This is a genomic window from Pseudomonas cichorii (assembly GCF_003700275.1).
Taxonomy (GTDB): domain Bacteria; phylum Pseudomonadota; class Gammaproteobacteria; order Pseudomonadales; family Pseudomonadaceae; genus Aquipseudomonas; species Aquipseudomonas cichorii_B.
The window spans coordinates 65,146-85,925 of sequence record NZ_RBRE01000069.1; the positions used below are offsets into that span (position 1 = coordinate 65,146).

Annotated in this window: 18 protein-coding genes and 1 pseudogene; 6 read left to right on the top strand and 13 right to left on the bottom strand. The window is 60.2% G+C overall.

The genetic code is table 11. The features are described from left to right. Window positions 1-2: 2 nt before the first annotated feature. The gene (locus ALQ04_RS18890) at window positions 3-908 is read right to left on the bottom strand and encodes a LysR family transcriptional regulator (protein ID WP_122317268.1); all 906 of its coding nucleotides are present in this window, start codon (window positions 906-908) and stop codon (window positions 3-5) included. An 83-nt stretch (window positions 909-991) separates the two neighbouring features. Here ALQ04_RS18890 and ALQ04_RS18895 point away from each other — a divergent pair, with 83 nt between their 5' ends. After that, a complete protein-coding gene (locus tag ALQ04_RS18895) occupies window positions 992-1,918 on the top strand; it encodes a carbon-nitrogen hydrolase family protein (RefSeq protein ID WP_122317269.1) in 927 nt (308 codons plus the stop codon). A 3-nt stretch (window positions 1,919-1,921) separates the two neighbouring features. Here ALQ04_RS18895 and ALQ04_RS18900 read toward each other — a convergent pair whose 3' ends face one another. Continuing rightward, window positions 1,922-2,401 carry an LEA type 2 family protein gene (locus ALQ04_RS18900; protein ID WP_122317270.1) on the bottom strand — a complete coding sequence of 160 codons (480 nt, stop codon included), beginning with the start codon at window positions 2,399-2,401 and terminating at the stop codon, window positions 1,922-1,924. A 150-nt stretch (window positions 2,402-2,551) separates the two neighbouring features. On the opposite strand from ALQ04_RS18900, the gene ALQ04_RS18905 reads away from it, so the two are divergent. Both ALQ04_RS18905 and ALQ04_RS18910 read left to right on the top strand, forming a co-directional pair. Beyond that, the gene (locus ALQ04_RS18905; RefSeq protein ID WP_122317271.1) at window positions 2,552-3,757 is read left to right on the top strand and encodes an acetyl-CoA C-acyltransferase; all 1,206 of its coding nucleotides are present in this window, start codon (window positions 2,552-2,554) and stop codon (window positions 3,755-3,757) included. Window positions 3,758-3,831: 74 nt separating this feature from the next. Then, window positions 3,832-4,605, top strand: coding sequence for an enoyl-CoA hydratase (locus tag ALQ04_RS18910; protein WP_122317272.1), 774 nt, complete (start codon window positions 3,832-3,834; stop codon window positions 4,603-4,605). Here the strand turns inward: ALQ04_RS18910 and ALQ04_RS18915 are convergent. Further along, a complete protein-coding gene (locus tag ALQ04_RS18915; protein ID WP_259645049.1) occupies window positions 4,592-6,514 on the bottom strand; it encodes a type VI secretion system Vgr family protein in 1,923 nt (640 codons plus the stop codon). The two genes, ALQ04_RS18910 and ALQ04_RS18915, sit on opposite strands and share 14 nt — an antisense overlap. Before the next feature lie 310 nt (window positions 6,515-6,824). Here ALQ04_RS18915 and ALQ04_RS18920 point away from each other — a divergent pair, with 310 nt between their 5' ends. Beyond that, the gene (locus ALQ04_RS18920; protein WP_122317274.1) at window positions 6,825-7,529 is read left to right on the top strand and encodes a YebC/PmpR family DNA-binding transcriptional regulator; all 705 of its coding nucleotides are present in this window, start codon (window positions 6,825-6,827) and stop codon (window positions 7,527-7,529) included. A gap of 21 nt (window positions 7,530-7,550) precedes the next feature. Here the strand turns inward: ALQ04_RS18920 and ALQ04_RS18925 are convergent, their stop codons facing one another. Both ALQ04_RS18925 and ALQ04_RS18930 read right to left on the bottom strand, forming a co-directional pair. After that, window positions 7,551-8,855, bottom strand: a complete 1,305-nt coding sequence (locus tag ALQ04_RS18925) for a leucine-rich repeat-containing protein kinase family protein (RefSeq protein WP_122317275.1) — start codon at window positions 8,853-8,855, stop codon at window positions 7,551-7,553. A gap of 70 nt (window positions 8,856-8,925) precedes the next feature. Further along, a complete protein-coding gene (locus ALQ04_RS18930; RefSeq protein ID WP_122317276.1) occupies window positions 8,926-9,471 on the bottom strand; it encodes a TetR/AcrR family transcriptional regulator in 546 nt (181 codons plus the stop codon). Between the two features lie 105 nt (window positions 9,472-9,576). Here ALQ04_RS18930 and ALQ04_RS18935 point away from each other — a divergent pair, with 105 nt between their 5' ends. After that, window positions 9,577-10,794 (top strand): MFS transporter, encoded by a 1,218-nt coding sequence (locus ALQ04_RS18935; protein ID WP_122317277.1) that lies wholly within the window; start codon window positions 9,577-9,579, stop codon window positions 10,792-10,794. A 44-nt stretch (window positions 10,795-10,838) separates the two neighbouring features. Here ALQ04_RS18935 and ALQ04_RS18940 read toward each other — a convergent pair whose 3' ends face one another. From ALQ04_RS18940 to ALQ04_RS18970, 6 genes are all read right to left on the bottom strand, one after another. Further along, window positions 10,839-11,975: a M14-type cytosolic carboxypeptidase gene (locus ALQ04_RS18940; protein ID WP_122317278.1), complete on the bottom strand. Its 1,137-nt coding sequence runs from the start codon at window positions 11,973-11,975 to the stop codon at window positions 10,839-10,841. Window positions 11,976-12,053: 78 nt separating this feature from the next. Continuing rightward, complete coding sequence (locus ALQ04_RS18945) at window positions 12,054-12,599, bottom strand: DUF4880 domain-containing protein (protein ID WP_122317279.1); 546 nt, start codon at window positions 12,597-12,599, stop codon at window positions 12,054-12,056. 442 nt (window positions 12,600-13,041) lie between these two features. Then, complete coding sequence (locus ALQ04_RS18955) at window positions 13,042-15,006, bottom strand: acetyl/propionyl/methylcrotonyl-CoA carboxylase subunit alpha (protein ID WP_221033411.1); 1,965 nt, start codon at window positions 15,004-15,006, stop codon at window positions 13,042-13,044. Beyond that, window positions 15,003-15,824 carry a gamma-carboxygeranoyl-CoA hydratase gene (locus tag ALQ04_RS18960; protein ID WP_122317281.1) on the bottom strand — a complete coding sequence of 274 codons (822 nt, stop codon included), beginning with the start codon at window positions 15,822-15,824 and terminating at the stop codon, window positions 15,003-15,005. The genes ALQ04_RS18955 and ALQ04_RS18960 overlap by 4 nt, the downstream gene beginning before the upstream one ends. Before the next feature lie 14 nt (window positions 15,825-15,838). Then, entirely contained in the window at window positions 15,839-17,446 is a 1,608-nt protein-coding gene (locus ALQ04_RS18965) for a carboxyl transferase domain-containing protein (RefSeq protein WP_122317282.1), read from the bottom strand. Between the two features lie 15 nt (window positions 17,447-17,461). Next, entirely contained in the window at window positions 17,462-18,625 is a 1,164-nt protein-coding gene (locus ALQ04_RS18970; RefSeq protein ID WP_122317283.1) for an isovaleryl-CoA dehydrogenase, read from the bottom strand. A gap of 176 nt (window positions 18,626-18,801) precedes the next feature. Here ALQ04_RS18970 and ALQ04_RS27500 point away from each other — a divergent pair. After that, window positions 18,802-19,052 (top strand): annotated as a pseudogene (locus tag ALQ04_RS27500) (hypothetical protein). A gap of 282 nt (window positions 19,053-19,334) precedes the next feature. On the opposite strand, the gene ALQ04_RS18980 reads toward ALQ04_RS27500, so the two are convergent. Further along, entirely contained in the window at window positions 19,335-20,234 is a 900-nt protein-coding gene (locus ALQ04_RS18980; RefSeq protein WP_122317284.1) for a hydroxymethylglutaryl-CoA lyase, read from the bottom strand. A gap of 17 nt (window positions 20,235-20,251) precedes the next feature. After that, window positions 20,252-20,665 (bottom strand): MerR family DNA-binding transcriptional regulator, encoded by a 414-nt coding sequence (locus ALQ04_RS18985; RefSeq protein WP_122317285.1) that lies wholly within the window; start codon window positions 20,663-20,665, stop codon window positions 20,252-20,254. Window positions 20,666-20,780: the final 115 nt, after the last annotated feature.

Consider the following 20,780-nt stretch of genomic DNA (forward strand, 5'->3'; position numbering starts at 1 on the left):
ACTCAGAATAGCCCGATGATCGCTTCGCGCACGCTCTCGACCGCCGGGTCGGGCAGGGCGCCGGTACGCCAGCCAAGCTCGATCGGATAGCGCGGCATGCCCAGCGGGCAAGGCAGAAGTGCCAGCCGGGTCAATCGCGCAATGGCCTGCGCCGCGTGAGTGGGGATCGTCGACAGTGCCTGAGTGCCGCTGAGCAAGTAGGGCAAGGCCGCGAAATGCGTGGTCGATGCGCAGACCTGGCGGCTCAGCCCCAGGCTGGCCAGCCCTTCGTCGACCATGCCGATCAGCCCGCCGGAGGAAATCAGAATGTGTTCGCGCTGGATGAATTCCTCGATGCTCAACGTCGTCTGGCCGGGCTTCAGGCTTGCCGGATCGACCAGGCACGAATAATCGCCTTCGCCTAATACCCGCCGCGTCAGCAAGCGATTGGCGAAACCGCCCGAGGCAATTGCCAGGTCAAGCGTACGCTCCAGCAGCGCCGTGGCGACGATCTGGCTATGGGTCTGGCGGAATATCAGCCGTAATCCTGGAGCCTGTTCCCTGACTACGGCCATTAGACGCCTGGCCAGTGCCATCTCAAAGTCATCCGACAGGCCGATCACCACCGAGCGTCCTTCGTAGTGACCGGGCGCAGGCGCAATCATGGCCAGGCTCTGGCGACATTTATTCAGCGCATCGGTGACCACCGGCTTGAGCTGATCGGCCCGCAAGGTCGGCGCCAGGCCTCGGCCAGTACGGACGAATAGCTGGTCGCCATACACCTCCCGCAAACGTTTCAAGGCTGCGCTGATCGCCGATTGGGTAACACCCAGGCGCAACGCTGCGCGGCTGGCGCTGGATTCATCGTGCAGGGCTTCAAAGACCTTGAGCAGATTGAGATCGAGAGTGCTGATATTCATTTTGTTCATATCATTAAGCAGCGAGATGGGCTTTATCAATGTTGGGTGGTCAGCCGAGAATTGGCAACCTCACTAGCCAGCGGAGCCCCATCATGTCCAGAACCATCGTTGCAGCCTTGCAGATCGGCTCACTGCCGGGTGGCAAGTCAGACACCCTGGAGCAGATTCTTTCCTACGAGCAGGCCATCATCGAGTCTGGCGCCAGTGTCGTGGTGATGCCCGAAGCGCTGCTGGGCGGTTATCCCAAGGGCGAGACCTTTGGCACCCAACTGGGTTATCGCCTGCCGCAAGGACGTGAAGCCTTTGCCCGTTACTTCGACAACGCCATCGATGTGCCGGGCGATGAAACCCGGATACTGGCGCAACTGTCGGCCCGCACCGGGGCGAGCCTGGTGCTCGGCGTGATTGAGCGCTGCGCTAGCAGCCTGTATTGCACAGTGCTGTTTTTCGAGCCTGAAGGCGGGCTGGTTGCCAAACATCGCAAGCTGATGCCGACCGGTACGGAGCGGCTGATCTGGGGCAAGGGTGACGGCTCGACGCTACCGGTAATCCAGAGCCGGGCCGGGCGCCTGGGGACCGCTGTATGTTGGGAAAACCATATGCCGCTGTTGCGCACTGCAATGTATGCCAAGGGTGTGCAGATCTGGTGTGCGCCGACCGTGGACGAGCGGGAAATCTGGCAGTCCTCGATGCGGCATATTGCCCATGAAGGGCGGATGTTCGTGATCAGTGCCTGTCAGGTGCAGGCTTCACCACAAACCCTGGGCATCGAGGTGGCCAACTGGCCAGCCGAGCGACCGTTGATCAATGGTGGCAGCGTGATTGTCGGGCCGATGGGCGATGTACTGGCCGGTCCGCTGGTTGGTGAAACCGGCTTGCTGGTGGCGCAGATCGATGTCGATGAGCTGGTCAGGGCGCGTTATGACTTCGATGTGGTCGGCCACTATGCGCGCCCGGATGTCTTCGAGCTGGTAGTGGATGAGCGGCCGAAGCCAGGCGTGCGTTTCATCAGGGAGTGAACCCTACCAGTCGCCAGTGGTGGCCTGAGGCAAGCTCAGGGTGCCGCTGTCCCTGAAGCGCATGGTGCCGAACACGCCACCCGCCAGTTTGCCGCTCAAGGTGTAGGGCAGGTTGTCCAGGCCCTGGGTCTGGCTCAGTCCGACGGCCTGGCGCAGCGCCGAAAAGGCCGAAATGCTTACCGGCACGACCAATACGGCTTCGGAAAAGCGTCCGATGCTGCCTTGCTGATCGCTGACACCGGAGGCCAGCAGCTTGCCATTGACCTCCAGGTCCAGCGCCACGCCGCTGTAGTCGATGGCGGTTTCATTGGGGTTTTGCAGGCGCAGCTTGACCGCCATGCGCATTTCCAGCCCTTGACCAGGCAAAGGCTCGATGCCGACTACATTGATATTGAGCGGATCGCGAGGCGTGAACAGGGCGCAGGCGCTCAAGGTCAGAATCAGCAGGCTGGCGAGCAGGCTGCGCAGTGTGCGTAAGAGCATCCGGGACCTCTCCAGGCAAGGCTGTGTTGGCAATACAGTTTCAGACCGCATGCTCTGCCAGAGATTCGCCGGAGTCGGGCGTTGCCCCGAAATCCCCACAAGTCGATGATTTCTGCTATTCCAATAACAACAGCATTCTGGAAATCTGCCATGTCTACCGAGAATTCAGCACTACCTCACGACCCTGTCGTCATCGTCAGCGCCGCCCGCACGCCCATGGGCGGTTTTCAGGGCGACTTGAGGAGCCTCACGGCGCCGCAACTGGGCTCGGCGGCCATTCGTGGCGCTGTCGAGCGTGCGGGCATCGATGCGCAGGATGTCGAAGAAGTCCTGTTCGGCTGCGTACTGCCTGCCGGGCTCGGCCAGGCACCGGCCCGTCAAGCTGCTCTGGGTGCCGGGCTGAGCGCTTCGACCCTGTGCACAACGGTCAACAAAATGTGTGGCTCCGGCATGCAGACTGCGATCATGGCCCATGACCTACTGCTTGGCGGCAGTGTCAGCGTGGTCGTCGCGGGCGGCATGGAAAGCATGTCCAATGCGCCTTACTTGCTGGACCGCGCCCGCAGTGGCTACCGGATGGGGCATGGCCGGGTGCTCGATCATATGTTTTTCGACGGCCTTGAAGACGCTTACGAGCCGGGTCGGCTGATGGGCACCTATGCCGAGGATTGCGCCGAGTCGAACGGCTTTAGCCGTGAGGCGCAGGACGCCTTTGCCATGGCATCTCTGAGTCGTGCCCAGGAGGCCATTGCCGAAGGCCACTTCGATACCGAAATCGTGCCGCTGCAGGTAACGATGGGCAAGGAACAGCGCCAGATCAGTCACGACGAGCAGCCGCCCAAGGCGCGCCTGGAAAAGATTCCACTTCTGAAACCGGCCTTCTGTGAAGGCGGGACCGTTACCGCGGCCAACTCCAGCTCGATCTCCGACGGCGCTGCGGCACTGCTGTTGATGCGTCATTCCGAAGCCCGCCGTCGCGGCCTGAGCCCGCTGGCGAAAATCCATGCCCATGCCGCCTTTGCCGACGTGCCAGGGCTGTTCCCCACGGCGCCGATAGGGGCGATCAACCGCCTGCTGAGCAAGACCGGCTGGTCGGTGGACGATGTGGACCTGTTTGAAATCAACGAGGCTTTTGCCGTGGTGCCACTGGTAGCCATGAGTCGCCTTGAACTGCACCATGACAAGGTCAATATCAGCGGCGGAGCCTGTGCGCTGGGGCATCCGGTGGGCGCATCGGGGGCGCGAATCATTGTTACCTTGCTGGCGGCCTTGCGCCGTAAGCAACTGAAACGTGGGGTCGCGGCGATTTGCATCGGTGGTGGCGAGGCGACAGCGATGGCTGTGGAATTGATGTAACAGAGTAAGAGCGAATTCATTCGCGAACGCTTCTCGCGAATCGGTTCGCTCATTAATAAAAAGGTTATATATCAATGAATTATGAAACATTGTTGACAGAGATTAGAGGAAAGGTCGGGCTGATTACCCTCAACCGACCCCAGGCCTTGAACGCCCTGAATGCTCGACTGATCGATGAACTGAATCACGTGCTGGACGATCTGGAGCGTAATCGGGAGATCGGCTGCATTGTCCTCACCGGCTCCAGCAAGGCATTTGCTGCCGGTGCGGATATCAAGGAAATGGCCGGGCTGAGCTACCCGCAGATCTATCTCGACGACCTGTTTGTCCAGAGCGACCGGATTGCGGCCCGCCGCAAGCCGATCATTGCCGCCGTAGCGGGGTTTGCCCTGGGTGGGGGTTGTGAGCTGGCGTTGATGTGCGATTTCATTCTGGCTGCGGAAAATGCCAGGTTCGGGCAGCCGGAAATCAACCTTGGCGTGCTGCCGGGGATGGGCGGAACCCAGCGCCTGACCCATGCCGTGGGCAAGGCCAAGGCCATGGAAATGTGCCTGACCGGGCGCCTGATGGATGCTCGTGAAGCCGAGAGCGCCGGTCTCGTCTCGCGGATCGTGCCGACCGAGCAACTGCTTGACGAGGCCCTGGCGGTCGCTGCAGTCATTGCCGATAAATCCCTTCCGGTGGCAATGATGGTCAAGGAAAGCGTCAACCGGGCATTTGAAGTCAGCCTGTCCGAAGGTGTCCGCTTTGAGCGACGGGTGTTTCATGCCGCCTTTGCCAGCGAGGACCAGAAGGAAGGCATGCAGGCTTTCATCGAAAAGCGTCCGGCCGGTTTCAAAGGCCGCTGAGCATGAACGCCTTGCGCTGTGCTTCGCTCCAGTTCTGCTGCAGGTAATCCTGCAGCCTGATGCACTGGCCAGGATGGATCAGGCACAAGGCGTGTGGCGTTTTGTTGTAGTGCACTGCCAGTTGCTGCAATTGCTCCTGGCTCAACCCCAGATAGCCCCATTCATCGGTCTTGCCCTCAAACAGGAAGTCATCGGGTTCGATGTGGGCCAGATATTCCAGTCCAGGCCTTGGCATGCGCACGATGTACCAGGCGCACTGTGCCAGCGGCGCGCCCTGCAAGCCCGGCATTTGCGTCAGGCGCAGGTCGGTGAGCGTTTGTGCAACGGCATCCGCGGATTCGGGCGGCGACGCTTTCATGCTGCGCGGACCGGTGATTGAAATACCCTGGGGGTCGATCAGCAGCGCTCCCTGTTCGCCATGCAGCGTCAGGTCCTGACGGGTATCGATATGCAAGTGTTGGCCACTGCCCAGGCGAATGCTCTCGGCGTCCGGGTCCAGCGGCGCTCCGTCGAGTTGCAGGCGTGGCGTGGCATTGATTTCGCTGCCCGGCAGCAGGCTGCAGATCACCGGGCGGTCAGGGTCATTGTTCAGGTTGCGAATCAGTATCCTGGCTCCGGCCTGCAGGTCATCCAGGCCCGACTCGTCGCTCCGGGCAAGACGCGCCAGCGGCCAGCGGCGCATGTCGGAAGCAGGCTGGGCAAGGGTCTGCCAGTCAAAGCGGACCGCAAGGCGGCCTTGCTCATCTACGGGTGCCGCATCCATCAAGGTCGCCGTGTAAAAACCGCTGACCACCGGCCGGTTGCGCTTGAGCGGCGGCCGAAACGGCATGGCCCAGGCAATGACGCGGAAAGTATTGCGATAACCGTCATCGAATCTGTCAGTGTCTGCCGAGGTGTTGAGGATGGCGGCAATATCGTGGGGATCGCAACCCTCCATGAGGTGACGCTGCATGCCGGTATGCTCCACTTCGGTCAGCAGCCAGTGATCATTGAGTGCCGGTTCGGGATGATCGAGTACCTGCATGACCCGGCCGCTGCGCAGTTCCGGCTGTCCGCTGCATCCCTCGATATGTCGTCGCTCGCAACGCAGGCGTTCCAGCCTGCGGGCGCTGCGCTGGCGCTGGAAGGCTTCTTCGTGGTTTTTCGGGCGTGAGGCGATGGACTCCTCGAAAGGCTGGTTGATTGCGTTATCGGTACTGTTGTCGAGTTGAGGCGGCCCGCAGAAAGTGGTCGAGCCATCCCGAAACAGGGTGTGGCTGCTGTAACCGGGGAAAATCGACAGATGTTCGGCCAGATGGGTGATTGCCGGTTGTACAGAGCCGCTGGTGTCATCTGTCCAGAAGTGCATCGGCTGGTGCTGTTCGGGAAAGCTGGCCGGGTCGTCGGAAAACACCAGCAGATGAGCGTCAAGGCTGTGCTCGAAGCGAAAGTGAATGCCTTCCTCTTCGCACAGGCGCTGCAGCAGGTGCAGATCGCTTTCATCGTACTGCATGCACAAGGCGCGGGGCGGATACAGGCCGATGGTATCAAAACGGTAGGCATCTTCTTCGATACCGTGCTCTTCAAGAAGCCGGGCAATCAGTTGCAGGACGCTGAGATCGTGATGGGCGCGACGTTGCTGGCGTTGGGCGAGGATCTGCAGGCGTGGCATCAGGCTGACCCGGTAATGACTCAGGCAAGTGCCAGCGTATGGCTGGCTGGCATACTCGATCCGGCCATGTACGCCTTGGCGCTCTGGTCCGAAACCCAGAAATGCGTCGCGCCCGAGCAGTTGTGCAAAATCCAGATGCGGGTCGCTGCAGATAAGATCTATGTCGAAACGATAGACTTCGTTCAGGGCGTCCAGGCCGGTAAAGCTGATGACATGCAGATCCATCTGGCAGTCGGCAATCTCCAGAAATATTGGCATTTGCGGGTCTTCGCACATTCGCGGGCTCTCTCACCATGGCATTCAGGGTGGGAAGGGTACGAAATGCAAAGCCTCAAGGGCATCGTTGCAGGTTTTTTCAGAAAAGGACTACAAGGCAAGGTGTGATTCAGGTAGTTGCCGGTACGGAATTCCGCATCAGGGGTTTCATCTGGCGCTATCGGGTATAAAATGCGCGCGGCGTCACAGGCGCGTCATTATCGGTAACCATTTTTTCAGCGCTTTGCCATTCCTGCGGCCTGCTTGCCTGGCAAGCCAGGCGGCAAGGCGCAATCGGATCAAGAGAGCACACATGGGCGCACAGTGGAAGGTCAAGCATAAAGAAGCGGCAGCCAACGCCAAGGGGCGGGTTTTTGGCAAGCTGTCCAAGGAAATCATGATCGCTGCGCGCGCAGGTGCCGATCCGGATATGAACTCGCGTCTGCGCCTGGTGGTCGAGCAGGCGAAAAAAGCCTCCATGCCGCGTGAAACCCTGGAGCGTGCAATCAAGAAGGGCGCAGGCCTGCTGGGCGAAAGCGTGACATTCGAGCGCCTGACCTACGAAGGTTTTGCTCCGCACCGGGTGCCGGTCATCGTCGAATGCCTGACCGACAACATCAACCGCACCGTTTCTGAAATCCGCGTGCTGTTTCGCAAGGGCCAGTTGGGTGCCGCCGGTTCGGTGTCCTGGGATTTCCTCTATCAAGGCATGATCGAAGCCGTTCCGACTTCACCTGATGCCGATCCCGATGAAGCGGCCATCGAAGCTGGTGCTCAGGATTGTGAGGCCGGTGAAGAGGGCGCGACCCTGTTCCTGACCGAGCCAACCGACATGGATGCGGTCTGCAAGAAGCTGCCGGAATTCGGCTTTACCGTGCAGTCGGCGCAACTGGGCTATCGCCCGAAGAGCACCGTCGACGGTTTGAGCGAAGAGCAGATGGCCGAAGTCGAAGCGTTCCTGGAAGCGATCGACAGCCATGACGACGTGCAGAACGTCTATGTAGGCCTGGCCGGCTGATGACGCGCAAGCGCGGGATGCTCAGGCATCCTGCGTCTGCAGTTGTTCCACGACATCCTGCATTGCCGGCCTCTGCCCGACCTCGGCCTGTATGCATCGCTCTTGCAGAGCCCGCAAGTGCTCCATCAGTGGCCGCTCGTGCGGCGCTGCCTCGCAACGTTCCAGCAACTCTCCCAGCAGAATCCCGAAAGCCCGTGTCTCGATGCGCTCCAGCGCCACGCCTTGCTGAGGCGAAGGATGGAACGAGGCTGCGCCGAAATCGCCCAGCAGGCTGTCGCCATTGCCGCGCAACAGGATGTTGTGGCCGTAAAGATCGCCATGGGTAATCCCGCAGGCATGCAGATGCGCGGTGACCGAGGCCACCGAGCGGGCCAGATGCAACAGGGTGCCTGGCGAGAAGCGTGTCTGCTCCGGGTAGATATCCCGGGAGCAGGATTCCAGGCTGGGCGGCCCGGCAAGATTGCTGAAGTCCGGCGCAATCAGTTGCATGACCAGCCCCAGTTTCCCTTGCGGGTGTTCGCTGATCTGTCCTGTTATCTCGATCAGGTTCGGGTGTTTGCCCGCAGCGATACAGGCCGCCATTTCATTGAGCGGCGATCCATCGCTGGTGACATCGCCTTTATAGAGTTTGATGGCAACCGTCTGGCTGCCCGTTTCGCTGTGCCATGAACCCTGCTGAATGATGCCGGAAGCGCCTTCACCCAGGCGCTGCTCGATGCTCAGTTGCGTCCATGGGATCTGCCGTATCGTTTGCTCTTCGCGTGGCGGGCACAGCGGATTACCGGCGTAAGCCAGCCAGGCCAGGGCCGGCAGACGCAACAGCCAGTCAGGCAACTCCTCAAGCCGGTTGGCGGCAATGCGGATCAATTCCAGCTGGTGACAGGCGGCAAGACTGGCCGGCAGGCTGCGCAGGCGATTGCCGGCGAGCATCAGCTTTTGCAGGTCAGGACGCTGGCCCAGTTCTTCTGGCAGCGACTCGATCCGGTTGTCGGTAAGGATCAGCCAGCGCAACCGAGGCGGCAGCGCAGCGGCCGGGACATGGTTGATCCTGTTGGCCTTGAAGCCGACGATCCGCAATTGCTGGCACTGGCCAATGCATTCCGGCAGTTCGGTGAACTGGTTGTCGGAGGCGAACAACACTTGCAGGTGCTTGAGTCGGCCCAGATCGTCGGGCAGGCGATCAAGGGCATTGCCGCTGAGATTGAGCACTTGCAGCGAATCGGCCAGATCGAAGATTTCCCTGGGAAACCCGGTAAGACCGCAGGACAGGTCCAGTCGTGTGATGCCCGACAGTTTGCCAGCGCGAAGATCTGCGAGGGAGTGCATGAGTGGGCTCGGCCAGTGATCGAAAAGAGGCGCATGATAGCGGCTGTTGTCGGGAACAGCATGGGCCCGTTCAGCCCAGGCTGCGATCCACCCACTTGTGTACCAACGCAAGGGGCGGTGGTGCTTCGGAGTACAGGATCCGATAAATCATGGGCGCGACGATGATATCGATCAGTTCGTCGGCCGAGGGGCTGCTTTCGCCCCGCTCCAGGGCGCGATCAATGATCGTCTGCAACTGCTCACGGACAATCGCTGCACATTTGCCGGTGCAACCGGTCGTGCTGGCAATCACGTCACGCATCATTTCCCGACCGGGGGCTGACGACATGTCTTCCAGATACATTTCGCTCCAACTCAGCAGGTCCTCGCGCAGGCTGCCACGATCCACCGGTTCGTCCGGCCGCAGGCGTTCCACGGCGGCGTCCGCCAGCAAGCTGGTGAGGTCGCCCCAGCGTCGATAAATGGTCGAAGGCGTCACGCCCGCGCGTACGGCGATCATCGGCACGCTGAGTGCCGAGCGCTCATGCTCCAGCAACAGCTCGCGGATTGCGCGATGAATGGATTCCTGCACCCGGGCGCTGCGGCCCCCTGTGCGTACTGCTTCTTTAATAGCCATGAGGCGGACCTTAACACAAAGTATTTGCTTTAAGCGGCATGCAGTAGCACACTCGGTAAAGCTAATTTTTTGCTTTAATGGTTTGTGTGATTGGAGAGTGTAGCCATGTCCCTTTCTTTAAAGAACCCGCAGGGTGCTGAGCGAGAGCGTAGCCATCTCGGGTTCCTGGCTTTTACGACCTTGTGTTTCTTTGCCGGATCCAGTGCTCCGACACCGCTTTATCATCTGTATCAGGACGCCTGGGGATTCTCCTCGGGCATGCTGACCCTGATCTTTGCCGTCTACGCCTTCAGCCTGTTGCTTGCGCTTCTGGTCATGGGTTCGCTCTCGGATTATCTGGGACGCCGGCCAGTGATTTTCAGTGCGCTGCTGCTGCAGATTTTTTCGATGATGCTCTTCATTCTGGCCAGCGATGTGACATGGCTGCTGCTGGCTCGCATGCTGCAAGGCCTGGCCACCGGTATTGCGGCCAGTGCGCTGGGAGCAGCGTTATTGGACAGCGACCAGAAGCAGGGACCGCTGGTCAACAGCATCTCGCCGATGTTTGGCATGGCTGTCGGCGCTCTGGGGACGGCCTTGCTGGTCCGGTTTGCGCCGCAGCCGCTGTTGCTGACGTATTGCGTGTTGCTGGCCGCATTCGTTGCGCAGGCGATTTATGTATGGCGCACGGCCGAAACCGTCAGTCCACAGCCCGGTGTCTGGCAATCCCTGCGACCGTCCTTGCATGTTCCGCCGCAGGCCCGGCGTATGCTGTTGCTGGTCTTGCCGGTGGACATCGCGGCCTGGGCCCTGGGCGGTTTCTTTCTGTCGCTGAGCCCGTCATTGCTGGCCGCCGCCACTGGCGCGACTTCGCCACTCAATGGCGGGCTGGCGGTCGCCGCACTGACCATCAGTGGCGCGCTGGCAATCCTCAACCTGCGCCAGCGCGAGCCGGTGTTGGGACTGTGGGTCGGTGCAAGCTTTCTGCCGATGGGCGTCGCGGTGATTCTGGCGGCCATCAACAGCGGTCTGTTGTGGCTGTTTTTCATGGGCGCAGTGGTGGCGGGTGTCGGTTTCGGATCAGGCTTTCTCGGTTCGCTGCGCATGCTGATGCCGTTGGCCCATGCGCATGAGCGAGCGGGGCTGATGTCGGCGTTTCTGGTGCTCAGCTATCTGGCCTTCTGTATTCCGGCGCTGATAGCCGGTTTTTCCGCGCGAACCCTTGGCCTGATCGTCACCAGCAATATCTACGGTTCAGCGGTGATCGTCCTGGCGTTGCTGGCATTGGCGGGTTTGATGGCTCGCAGATCGGCCAGTCGGCGCATGCTGGATACGCAACCCTGAAACAAACATGCCCGACAGGCGCGGGCATGTTTGCGCAGACCGGCTCAGCGCAGAATCGGCGCCATCTCGGCAGTAACGGTCAGTACGTCCCGGGCCAGTTGCATGGAGCGCTTGCCTGACCAGCCGGTGTGGGCGTCGGGGGCATTGTCGTTGTCCTTGAACGGCATCTCCAGAGTCAGCGCCAGGCATTTGAAGCGTTCGCCAACACTGTTGCAGGCCAGCGCCATATTGGCCTGGCCGGGTGCGCTGCGCGGGTAGCCATGGCGGGTCTGGAAGTCGACGGTGATTTCGCACAGGCGGCGACGGAAATGCTCTTCCAGTTGCTGTTGCTGCGATGTATAGCCCGGATTGCCCTCACAGGCGGCGGTGAACACATAAGGAATCTCTTCATCGCCGTGGACGTCGATAAACATGTCCACGCCGTACTTGTCCATCTGCTGGCGGATGAAAAAGACTTCCGGGCTTTTCTCCGAGGTGCTGTCCTGCCATGCGCGGTTCAGGTCGTTGCCCTGGGCATTGGTGCGCAGGTGACCATGAAACGCACCGTCAGGATTCACGTTTGGCACCAGATACAGATCCGCAATGTCCAGCAATTGGCGGAGCAGCGGGTCGTGCTGTTCCTGCAAGCGTTCGATCAGGCCCTCCATGAACCATTCGGCCATGTGTTCGCCGGGATGCTGCTGGGCAATCATCCAGATCCTGCGCTTTGCTTCATCGCCATTACCCATGCGCAACAGTTGAATGTCCCGGCCTTCGACGCTCTTGCCGGTCGCCAGCAATTGCGCACCGGCTTTTGCCAGTGCCTGACCGATCAGCCAGTCATGGCGCTCGCGGCTATAGGGCTCGAAGTAAGCGAACCAGACTTGCGACTCGCTGGGCGACAGGCTGAAATTGAGGGCCTTGCCATCGAAGCTGGAAGGGACGCGGAACCAGTTCTGGTGATCGTAGGAAGCGACCGCGTTATAGCCGCTCCAGGCCCGATTGAACGTGGATTCGCTGGCATTGTTCAGGCTGAAACCACAGGTCTGACCGACGTTCAGGCCTTCGACCTTGAAATGAAACCACTGGAAGTGGCCGCTTTTTGTGTCAGGAGCAATTGCCAGTTCGATGCGGGCCGGATTGCTGGCATCGATGACCTTGATGTTGCCGCTGTCGAAGTCGCTGCTGATGGTGAGGGGCACGGTGGATTCCTGTGTAGGCAATGCCCGTACTTTACACCCATCGACAGCCTGGATGACGATTGGCCGCCGGGCAAATACTCAGGAAAACGCTTCGGCAGTCATCACCAGTCCGCAGACGAAAGCCGTGAACAGGCACCAGCCCAGATAAGTACGGCGTTTGCGACGATGCCAGCCCGAACTGCCCAGCAGGGACGCCGGGGCTTGCAGACGGCGCCACAGACGTTCGCTGGTCTGGAAAGCGGCAAGGTGAGCCGGATCGGCATCCAGCCAGTGCCGAAACTCGATCCGCTGGCTGGCAGTGGTCGCCGGGCTTTGCAGGTGCACATACCAGCGGTTGGCCTGTTCCTGAGCCAGGTCGCCGGGAAAGTCGGCAGGGCTGCCGTCATGCTTGTAGGCATGCTGCAACACCCGGAACATGGCGCGTTCCACCTTGTCGAGATCGACTTCCAGAAACGCTGCAATTTCAGCGTAAGAGGCGCCATCGAGGCGGCTGAGCAGGAATATCTGCCGGCGGCGGCGCGAAAGCCTGTTCAGGCTGCGACTCAGTTCGACAGCGTGGGGAGCTACGGCAGCCTCGGGCTGCCGGGTGGGCAAATGCAACAGAGGAGAGAGCTGGCTACTCATGATGTATCGCTCGCTGATCTTCCATGTATGTCTTCCTTGGCCGGTGAGGGCGTCATCCGTGACTGATTTCGTACAGAACCTGCTAACCAGACTAGTGAATACGAGAATCATTCTCAAGTGAAAAGTGACAGCAATTACTATTTTTAATAGAGGCAGAAGTGAAAACTTATGACCTTGCCCGATATTGTTTTGCTATGATCCGCGCCATTGAGAGACACAAAGACTTCATTAGCCTGAAGCAGCAAGAAACCAAAAAAAAGACCCGGCGAAAAAGCCGGGTCAAAAACCGTGATTAGCCTGATGAGGAGATAATCCGGAAGTCGACCTAAGACTCCTGGGTTATCCGCCAGTCTCGCGACCAGCTGATGCAATAATAATCATTATCATTTGCAAGTCAAATGTTTTTCCTGCATCCATTCAAAAAAATAATCGGAGCGCTTTCCTACAGCGCATCCAGCTCCACCAGCAGCATTCCCTCACTGACCATTTCTCCTTCCTGACAGTGCAATGCCGTAATCACGCCGGCCTGTGCTGCGCGGATGCTGTGCTCCATTTTCATCGCTTCCAGTACCACCAACTGAGTACCTGCCTCGACCTGTTGGCCAACTTCGACCAGCACGCGCACGATACTGCCGTTCATGGGCGCACTGAAGCCGCCTTGTTGCGTGTGACTGGCAGAGGCTGCGGCGCCAGGATCGAAGCGCCTGATGGTGTGTAGTTCACCTTGCCACTTGAGATACAGCGTATCGCCACGGCGGATTGCCAGATGCTGATGACGCACGCCATTGTGTTCGATGATGAGCCGTTCGCCAGCCCACTGCAGTAGGGCCGCGCTGCTGCGCCGCAACTGGATGACCTTAGCCTGATCCTGGCACTGCAGATGCAGGTCGATCTGTTCTGGCAGCCCAAGGCGCAGGCCAGTGGTCGCGGCCCAGGGAGAGCCGGGATCGTCCCGGCGGATTCGCGCCGGCTCGCTCTGGATAAAGGCTTCGGCAGCGGCCTGCCAGAACTCGTCGGCCAGTTCTTGTGCAGCAGGCAGCAGTTGTTCCTGATAACGCGGGATAAAGCCGGTGTCGAGCTCGGCCGCGGCAAAAGCCGGATGGCCAATGATGCGGCGCAAAAAGGTCAGGTTGGTTTTCACGCCGCCCACTGCGAATTCGTCGAGCATGGCCAGCAGGCGCAGGCGTGCCTGTTCACGGTTCTCGCCCCAGGCGATCAGTTTGCCCAGCATGGGATCGTAAAACGGCGAGATGCTGTCGCCTTCGCTCACGCCGCTGTCGATCCGCTGGCCGGAGCGGGGCAGGGATTCGCGATAAAGCTCGAGGGTGCCGGTTGCCGGCAGGAAGTCATTGTCCGGATCTTCGGCGTATAGACGCACTTCGATGGCATGGCCGTGCAGCGGGACCTGTTGCTGGGTGAGCGGCAGCGCTTCGCCACAGGCAACATGAATCTGCCATTGCACCAGATCCAGCCCGGTGATGAATTCGGTAACCGGATGCTCGACCTGCAGACGAGTGTTCATTTCCATGAAAAAGAACTCGCCCCGTGAGTCGAGCAGAAACTCCACAGTACCTGCACCTACATAACCAATCGCCTGTGCAGCGCGTACCGCCGCCTCACCCATGATTTGCCGCAGTTCTGCACTCAGGCCGGGAGCAGGGGCCTCTTCGACGACTTTCTGGTGGCGGCGCTGTATCGAACAGTCCCGTTCGTTGAGGTACAGGCAGTGGCCATGCCGGTCGGCGAACACCTGGATCTCGATATGGCGCGGCTTGAGCAGGTACTTTTCCACCAGCATGCGCGAGTCGCCAAACGAGGATTGCGCCTCACGCTGCGCCGAGGCCAGGGCTTCGGCCAGCTCGCTGTCCTTTTCGACGACTTTCATGCCCTTGCCGCCGCCACCTGCACAGGCTTTAAGCAGCACTGGATAGCCAATGCGCCCGGCAGCGGCGCGGAAGGTTTCCAGGTCCTGATCGGCTCCGTGATAGCCGGGCACCAGCGGCACGCCAGCGGTTTCCATCAAGGATTTGGCGGCAGACTTGCTGCCCATGGCTTCGATGGCCGACGCGGGCGGGCCGATGAAGATCAGCCCGGCATCTTCAACCGCCCGGGCAAACTCGGCGCTTTCGGACAGAAAGCCATAGCCGGGATGAATCGCCTGGGCGCCGCTGGAACGGGCTGCGGCGATCAGCTTGTCGATCTGCAGGTAGCTGTCTGCCGCCTTGCTGCCGCCAAGGTCCACGCGGATGTCGGCTTCACGGCTGTGGCGCGATTCCCGGTCGATGGCGCTGTGCACTGCCACGGTGGTCAACCCCAGTTGCCTGGCGGTGCGCATGATGCGGCAGGTAATTTCGCCCCGATTGGCAACCAGCAGGGTGGTCAGAACAGGTTTGTCCAGGGTACTCATGACTGCGCGTCCTTGTGCTTGTCCGCGGTTGTCTGCCAATGCGGCTGGCGCTTGTCCAGAAAGGCCCGCAGACCTTCCTGGCCTTCGGCGCTGGTACGAATCCGGGCGATAGCGTTTTTGCAGTAACGGCGCAGGGCCGGGGTCAGTTCGCCACTGCCCACTTCGCGCAACAGGTCCTTGCTGGCGCGCATGGCTTGCGGACTGTTGAGCAGCAGATTATCGATCCAGCGCCGGGTTTCACTCTCCAGTTCCGCCTGCGGGTAACACTCTGCAAGCAGGCCGAGCTGCCGGGCGCGCAGGCCGTCGAAACGCTCGGCGGTCAGGGCATAGCGACGGGCTGCACGCTCACCGATGGCCTGGACCACAAACGGGCTGATGATCGCGGGAGCCAGGCCAATCCGCACTTCGGACAGGCAGAATTGCGCTTCCTGGGCCCCGATCGCCATGTCGCAGCAACTGATCAGTCCCAGCGCGCCGCCAAAGGCCGCGCCCTGAACCACGGCCAGCGTGGGCGTTTTCAGTTTGGCCAGGTTGTACATCAGTTCGGCCAGTTCCCCGGCGTCGTCCAGATTGGTGTTGTAGTCCAGTTCCGCAGCCTGCTGCATCCAGGTCAGGTCGGCGCCGGCACTGAAGTGCTTGCCATGCCCGCGAATCAGCAGGAAACGCAAACTGGCATTGGCTTGCACCTCATCCAGCGCCAGGATCAGTTCGCGAATCATCTGCGCATTGAAGGCGTTGTGCTTTTCCGGCCTGTTCAGCCAGAGAGTGGCAAAGCCGCGCGGGTCATGAGTCAGCGTTACGGTGTGGAACGGCGTCATGGTCTATCCCCCGGTTACATGCGAAACAGGCCGAAAGTGGTGGGTTCGATGGGCGCGTTGAGCGAGGCCGAAAGCGCCAGGGCCAGAATGTCGCGGGTCTGTGCCGGGTCGATGACTCCGTCGTCCCAGAGGCGGGCGCTGGAATAGTAGGGATGGCCCTGCTGTTCGTACTGGTCGAGGATCGGCTGTTTCAGCTCGGCCTGCTGTTGTTCGCTGAAGCTCTGGCCGCTGCGTTCGGCCTGTTCGCGCTTGACCTGCACCAGCACCCCGGCGGCCTGTTCGCCGCCCATCACGCCGATACGGGCGTTGGGCCACATCCACAGAAAACGCGGGTCGTAGGCGCGACCACACATGCCATAGTTGCCGGCGCCAAAACTGCCGCCGATGATGACCGTGAACTTGGGGACCCTGGCGCAGGCCACGGCAGTCACCAGTTTGGCGCCGTGCTTGGCAATCCCGCCGCTTTCGTATTTCTGGCCGACCATGAAGCCGGTGATGTTCTGCAGAAACAGCAGCGGGATACCGCGCTGACAGGCCAGTTCGATGAAGTGCGCACCTTTCTGCGCGGCTTCGGCGAACAGGATGCCGTTATTGGCGAGGATCGCTAGCGGATAACCGTGCAAACGGGCAAAGCCGCACACCAGCGTGGTGCCGAACAGCGCCTTGAACTCATCGAAAACCGAACCGTCCACCAGCCGTGCAATGACTTCGCGGACATCAAACGGCTGCTTGGCTTCGAGCGGGATCACACCGTACAGTTCGTCGCTGGCATAGAGCGGAGCAATCGGCGTGCTGAGCGTCAATTGGCCCTGCTTGTGCCAATTGAGATTGGCGATGCTGCGGCGCGCCAGTTGCAGCGCATGCTCATCGTTCTCCGCGTAATGGTCGGCGACCCCGGAAGTCCGGCAATGCACATCGGCGCCGCCAAGCTCTTCGGCGCTGACCACTTCGCCGGTTGCTGCCTTGACCAGCGGCGGCCCAGCGAGAAAGATGGTTGCCTGCTGGCGAACCATGATCGCTTCGTCGGCCATGGCCGGCACATACGCGCCACCGGCGGTGCAGGAACCCATGACTACTGCGATCTGCGGAATGCCCATGGCGCTCATGTTGGCCTGATTGAAGAAGATTCGCCCGAAGTGCTCGCGATCCGGAAACACTTCATCCTGGCGTGGCAGGTTGGCGCCACCCGAGTCCACCAGATAAATGCACGGCAGGCGGTTCTGCTGGGCGATGGCCTGGGCGCGCAGGTGCTTCTTGACCGTCAGGGGGTAGTACGAGCCGCCTTTGACCGTGGCGTCGTTGGCGACAATCATGCATTCGACGCCTTCGACCCGGCCAATGCCTGCGATCACCCCGGCAGCCGGGACCTCTTCGTCATAGACCGCGTGGGCCGCCAGTTGGCCGATTTCCAGAAACGGCGAGCCGGGGTCCAGCAAAAGGTTGATACGTTCGCGGGGTAGCAGCTTGCCGCGTGAGGTGTGGCGTTCCTGAGCTTTGGCGCCGCCACCTTCATGAACCCTGGCCAGCAGGCGGCGCAGGTCGTTGACCTGTTCCAGCAAGGCCGCGTGATTGCTGGCGAACTCGGCAGAGCGTGTATTGATGCGGCTGAGCAGAAGGGACATGAGGCACTCCGGAAATCAGCGAGTCTCGTTGAACAGTTCACGGCCAATCAGCATTCGGCGGATTTCACTGGTGCCCGCGCCGATCTCGTAGAGTTTGGCGTCGCGCAGCAACCGGCCAGCCGGAAACTCATTGATATAACCGTTGCCGCCGAGGATCTGGATCGTGTCCAGCGCCATTTGCGTGGCCCGTTCGGCGCTATAGAGGATGATCCCGGCGGCATCCTTGCGGGTGGTTTCACCACGTTCACAGGCTTGCGCGACGGCATACAGGTAGGCGCGGCTGGCATTGAGCTGGGTGTACATGTCGGCGATCTTGCCCTGGATGAGCTGGAATTCGCCGATGCTCTGACCGAACTGCTTGCGGTCGTGGATGTAGGGCAGGACCACGTCCAGACAGGCCTGCATGATCCCGGTCGGACCGCCGGAGAGCACGACGCGCTCGTAATCCAGGCCGCTCATCAGCACTTTCACGCCGCCATTGAGCGTGCCGAGCAGATTCTCCTCCGGGACTTCGACGTTATCGAAAAACAGCTCGCAGGTATTGGAGCCGCGCATGCCGAGCTTGTCGAACTTGTTACCGCGGCTGAAGCCTTTCCAGTCGCGCTCGACGATAAAGGCGCTGATGCCATGCGCGGCCTTTTCCAGGTCGGTCTTGGCGTAGATCACGTAGGTGTTGGCGTCCGGGCCGTTGGTGATCCAGGTCTTGCTGCCATTGAGCACGAAACGGTCGCCGCGCCTGTCGGCACGCAGTTTCATCGAAACCACATCGGAACCGGCATTTGGCTCGCTCATGGCCAGTGCGCCGACCTGTTCGCCGCTGATCAGCTTCGGCAGGTAGCGGGCTTTCTGGGCCGGGCTGCCATTGCGGTTGATCTGGTTGACGCACAGGTTCGAGTGCGCGCCGTAGGAGAGGGCGACCGAAGCCGAGCCGCGGCTGATTTCTTCCATGGCGACCACATGTGCCAGATAACCCAGGCCGGCACCGCCATATTCTTCGCTGACGGTGATGCCCAGCAGGCCCATTTCGCCGAATTTGCGCCACATATCGGCAGGGAACAGATTGTCCCGGTCGATCTGCGCGGCGCGGGGCGAAAGTTCGGCTGCGACAAAGGCCTGAACCTGATCGCGCAACATGTCGATGGTTTCGCCCAGGGCGAAGTTGAGGCTGGGGTAGATCATGAATAGCGCTCCCAGTTTTATTCTTGGACGGATTGGCTATGACCTTTACGTTAACGTAAGCCTGTAATTGGCCAGGTGTCAATGTTGGAGGGCAACCGAGGAGGAGGCAGGAGAGTGGCGAGCGGGAATGCCGGAAAGCACGAAGGGGAGCCTGGGCTCCCCTTCAAGGTTTCTTCATATGCTCTTTTTTGTTTGTCGGGAGGCCTGTTGTTGTTTTTGGCGACCTGGCCCTTCACATCTTTTTTGAGCGATCCCCATGCGGGATCAAGAGCAAACGTATTTTTTTGAGCGCTGATGTCACTTTTATCATGTCGATCCAACCAGTACGGGAGCTGCCTGAAAGCAGTTTTATTGTTCTCTGCCCGGTTGCGAGTGCCCGGTCTTGCAAGGCCTCTGAAAAGCTATCCACTCCAAAAAAATCTGTTAGCTACGCCTCTGTACGTGTTGTTCTTGTTATGTCAGAGCCGGTACGTGTTGTTTTTATTGGATTACTGCATTTTCTTGTTTTTGTTGTATCCGAGATATAGCAGGACCCGTGCCAGTTTTGCCAAGTCCTTTGAAAACAGGGTGTTGAGGGCATTCGGCAGATAGAGAGGCGAAGCCTTCAGTCGCTGATTGTTTCCGTGTTACCCGTTTTCATTAATACTTTGTGTGTAGGGTAACACTCTGTGACAACTTGTCGCACCGACTGGCCGACCAACGACCGCGCTCATGCAGGCTGCCGGGCCGTGGCCACTTTGGAGCCGTTGCGCCGCTCCAGCACGGCGCAGATCCGCTGACCGGCGACAATCAGCCGTTGCAGGTCGATACCGGTCTCAATGCCCAGGCCGCTCAGCATGTAAAGCACGTCCTCGGTCGCGACATTGCCGCTGGCGCCCTGGGCGTACGGGCAGCCGCCCAGGCCGGCGACAGAACTGTCGAATACCGCTATGCCCTCCAGCAGGCTGGCGTAGATATTGGCCAGCGCCTGGCCATAAGTGTCGTGAAAGTGTCCGGCGAGCCTGCCGCGTGGAATCTGCCCGGCGACGGCATTGAACAGTTCGCGGGTGGCTTCGGGGGTGCCGGTGCCAATGGTGTCGCCCAGCGAAACTTCGTAGCAGCCCATGGCAATCAGTTCATTGGCGACGCTGGCAACCTGGCGAGGCGCGATATAGCCGTCATAAGGGCAACCCAGCACGCAAGAGACATAACCGCGAACCCGGATGCCATGCAATTGGGCGGCGGCCATCACCGGCAGGAAGCGCTCCAGGCTTTCGCTGATGGAACAGTTGATGTTGCGCCGGGAAAAGGTTTCCGAGGCCGAGGCAAATACCGCGACCTCCCTGACCCCGGCCGCCAGCGCATTCTCGAAACCTTTCAGGTTTGGCGTCAGGGCCGAATAGATCACATCCGGCTGCTGCTGGAGGCGGGCAAACACCTGTGCCGAGTCGGCCATCTGGGGTACCCACCTGGCGGATACAAAACTGCCGGCTTCGATGTGCTTGAGTCCGGCCGCTGCCAGGTCTTCGACCAGCTGCACCTTGTCCGCGCTGCTTACCGGGCGGGCTTCGTTTTGCAGGCCGTCGCGTGGGGCGACCTCTACCAGACGAACACGTTGCGGTAATGACATGGTGCTTTAACCTCAGGTCATGTCGAGATTTTATCTTCAACTATTTGATATGAAAGGGTTTTACCTAGAGCAAGGCGACAGCGTTCTTCAGCGGTATCCAGTTCCAGCTGCATTTGCCGGATATCCAGAAGCTGTTGTTCCAATTGGCTGCGGCGCTCTTCGATCTTGCCCAGCATGCTATGCAACTGCTTCTGATTGCCGCCATGCGGGTCATACAGCTCGATCAGTTCCCGGCATTCGGCCAGGGAGAAACCGATGCGCTTGCCACGCAGGATCAGCTTGAGGGTGACCTTGTCGCGAGCCGAGTAGATGCGCTCCAGGCCACGTCTTTCGGGGCTGAGCATGCCTTGCTCTTCATAGAAACGAATCGCGCGGGTGGTGATGTCCAGTTCGCGGGCGAGGTCGGAGATGCTGTAGGTAGGGTTGCTCATGGCGCGGCTCGGCAGTAGACCTGTGGTTTAACCTAAGGCCGGCTTGACGTATACGTCAAGCCGGTGCCGAGAGCGGGTTATCTAGAAATGACTTTAAGTTTTATATAAAAACTCT

Bases quoted from the DNA above. Each gene is read 5' to 3' on its own strand.
- ALQ04_RS18915 (WP_259645049.1), bottom strand. From the start codon at position 6,514: ATGCCAATATTTCTGGAGATTGCCGACTGCCAGATGGATCTGCATGTC.
- ALQ04_RS18890 (WP_122317268.1), bottom strand. From the start codon at position 908: ATGAACAAAATGAATATCAGCACTCTCGATCTCAATCTGCTCAAGGTC.
- ALQ04_RS18935 (WP_122317277.1), top strand. From the start codon at position 9,577: ATGTCCCTTTCTTTAAAGAACCCGCAGGGTGCTGAGCGAGAGCGTAGC.
- ALQ04_RS18960 (WP_122317281.1), bottom strand. From the start codon at position 15,824: ATGACGCCGTTCCACACCGTAACGCTGACTCATGACCCGCGCGGCTTT.
- ALQ04_RS18965 (WP_122317282.1), bottom strand. From the start codon at position 17,446: ATGTCCCTTCTGCTCAGCCGCATCAATACACGCTCTGCCGAGTTCGCC.
- ALQ04_RS18905 (WP_122317271.1), top strand. From the start codon at position 2,552: ATGTCTACCGAGAATTCAGCACTACCTCACGACCCTGTCGTCATCGTC.
- ALQ04_RS18945 (WP_122317279.1), bottom strand. From the start codon at position 12,599: ATGAGTAGCCAGCTCTCTCCTCTGTTGCATTTGCCCACCCGGCAGCCC.
- ALQ04_RS18980 (WP_122317284.1), bottom strand. From the start codon at position 20,234: ATGTCATTACCGCAACGTGTTCGTCTGGTAGAGGTCGCCCCACGCGAC.
- ALQ04_RS18910 (WP_122317272.1), top strand. From the start codon at position 3,832: ATGAATTATGAAACATTGTTGACAGAGATTAGAGGAAAGGTCGGGCTG.
- ALQ04_RS18970 (WP_122317283.1), bottom strand. From the start codon at position 18,625: ATGATCTACCCCAGCCTCAACTTCGCCCTGGGCGAAACCATCGACATG.
- ALQ04_RS18930 (WP_122317276.1), bottom strand. From the start codon at position 9,471: ATGGCTATTAAAGAAGCAGTACGCACAGGGGGCCGCAGCGCCCGGGTG.
- ALQ04_RS18925 (WP_122317275.1), bottom strand. From the start codon at position 8,855: ATGCACTCCCTCGCAGATCTTCGCGCTGGCAAACTGTCGGGCATCACA.
- ALQ04_RS18955 (WP_221033411.1), bottom strand. From the start codon at position 15,006: ATGAGTACCCTGGACAAACCTGTTCTGACCACCCTGCTGGTTGCCAAT.
- ALQ04_RS18900 (WP_122317270.1), bottom strand. From the start codon at position 2,401: ATGCTCTTACGCACACTGCGCAGCCTGCTCGCCAGCCTGCTGATTCTG.
- ALQ04_RS18920 (WP_122317274.1), top strand. From the start codon at position 6,825: ATGGGCGCACAGTGGAAGGTCAAGCATAAAGAAGCGGCAGCCAACGCC.
- ALQ04_RS18895 (WP_122317269.1), top strand. From the start codon at position 992: ATGTCCAGAACCATCGTTGCAGCCTTGCAGATCGGCTCACTGCCGGGT.
- ALQ04_RS18985 (WP_122317285.1), bottom strand. From the start codon at position 20,665: ATGAGCAACCCTACCTACAGCATCTCCGACCTCGCCCGCGAACTGGAC.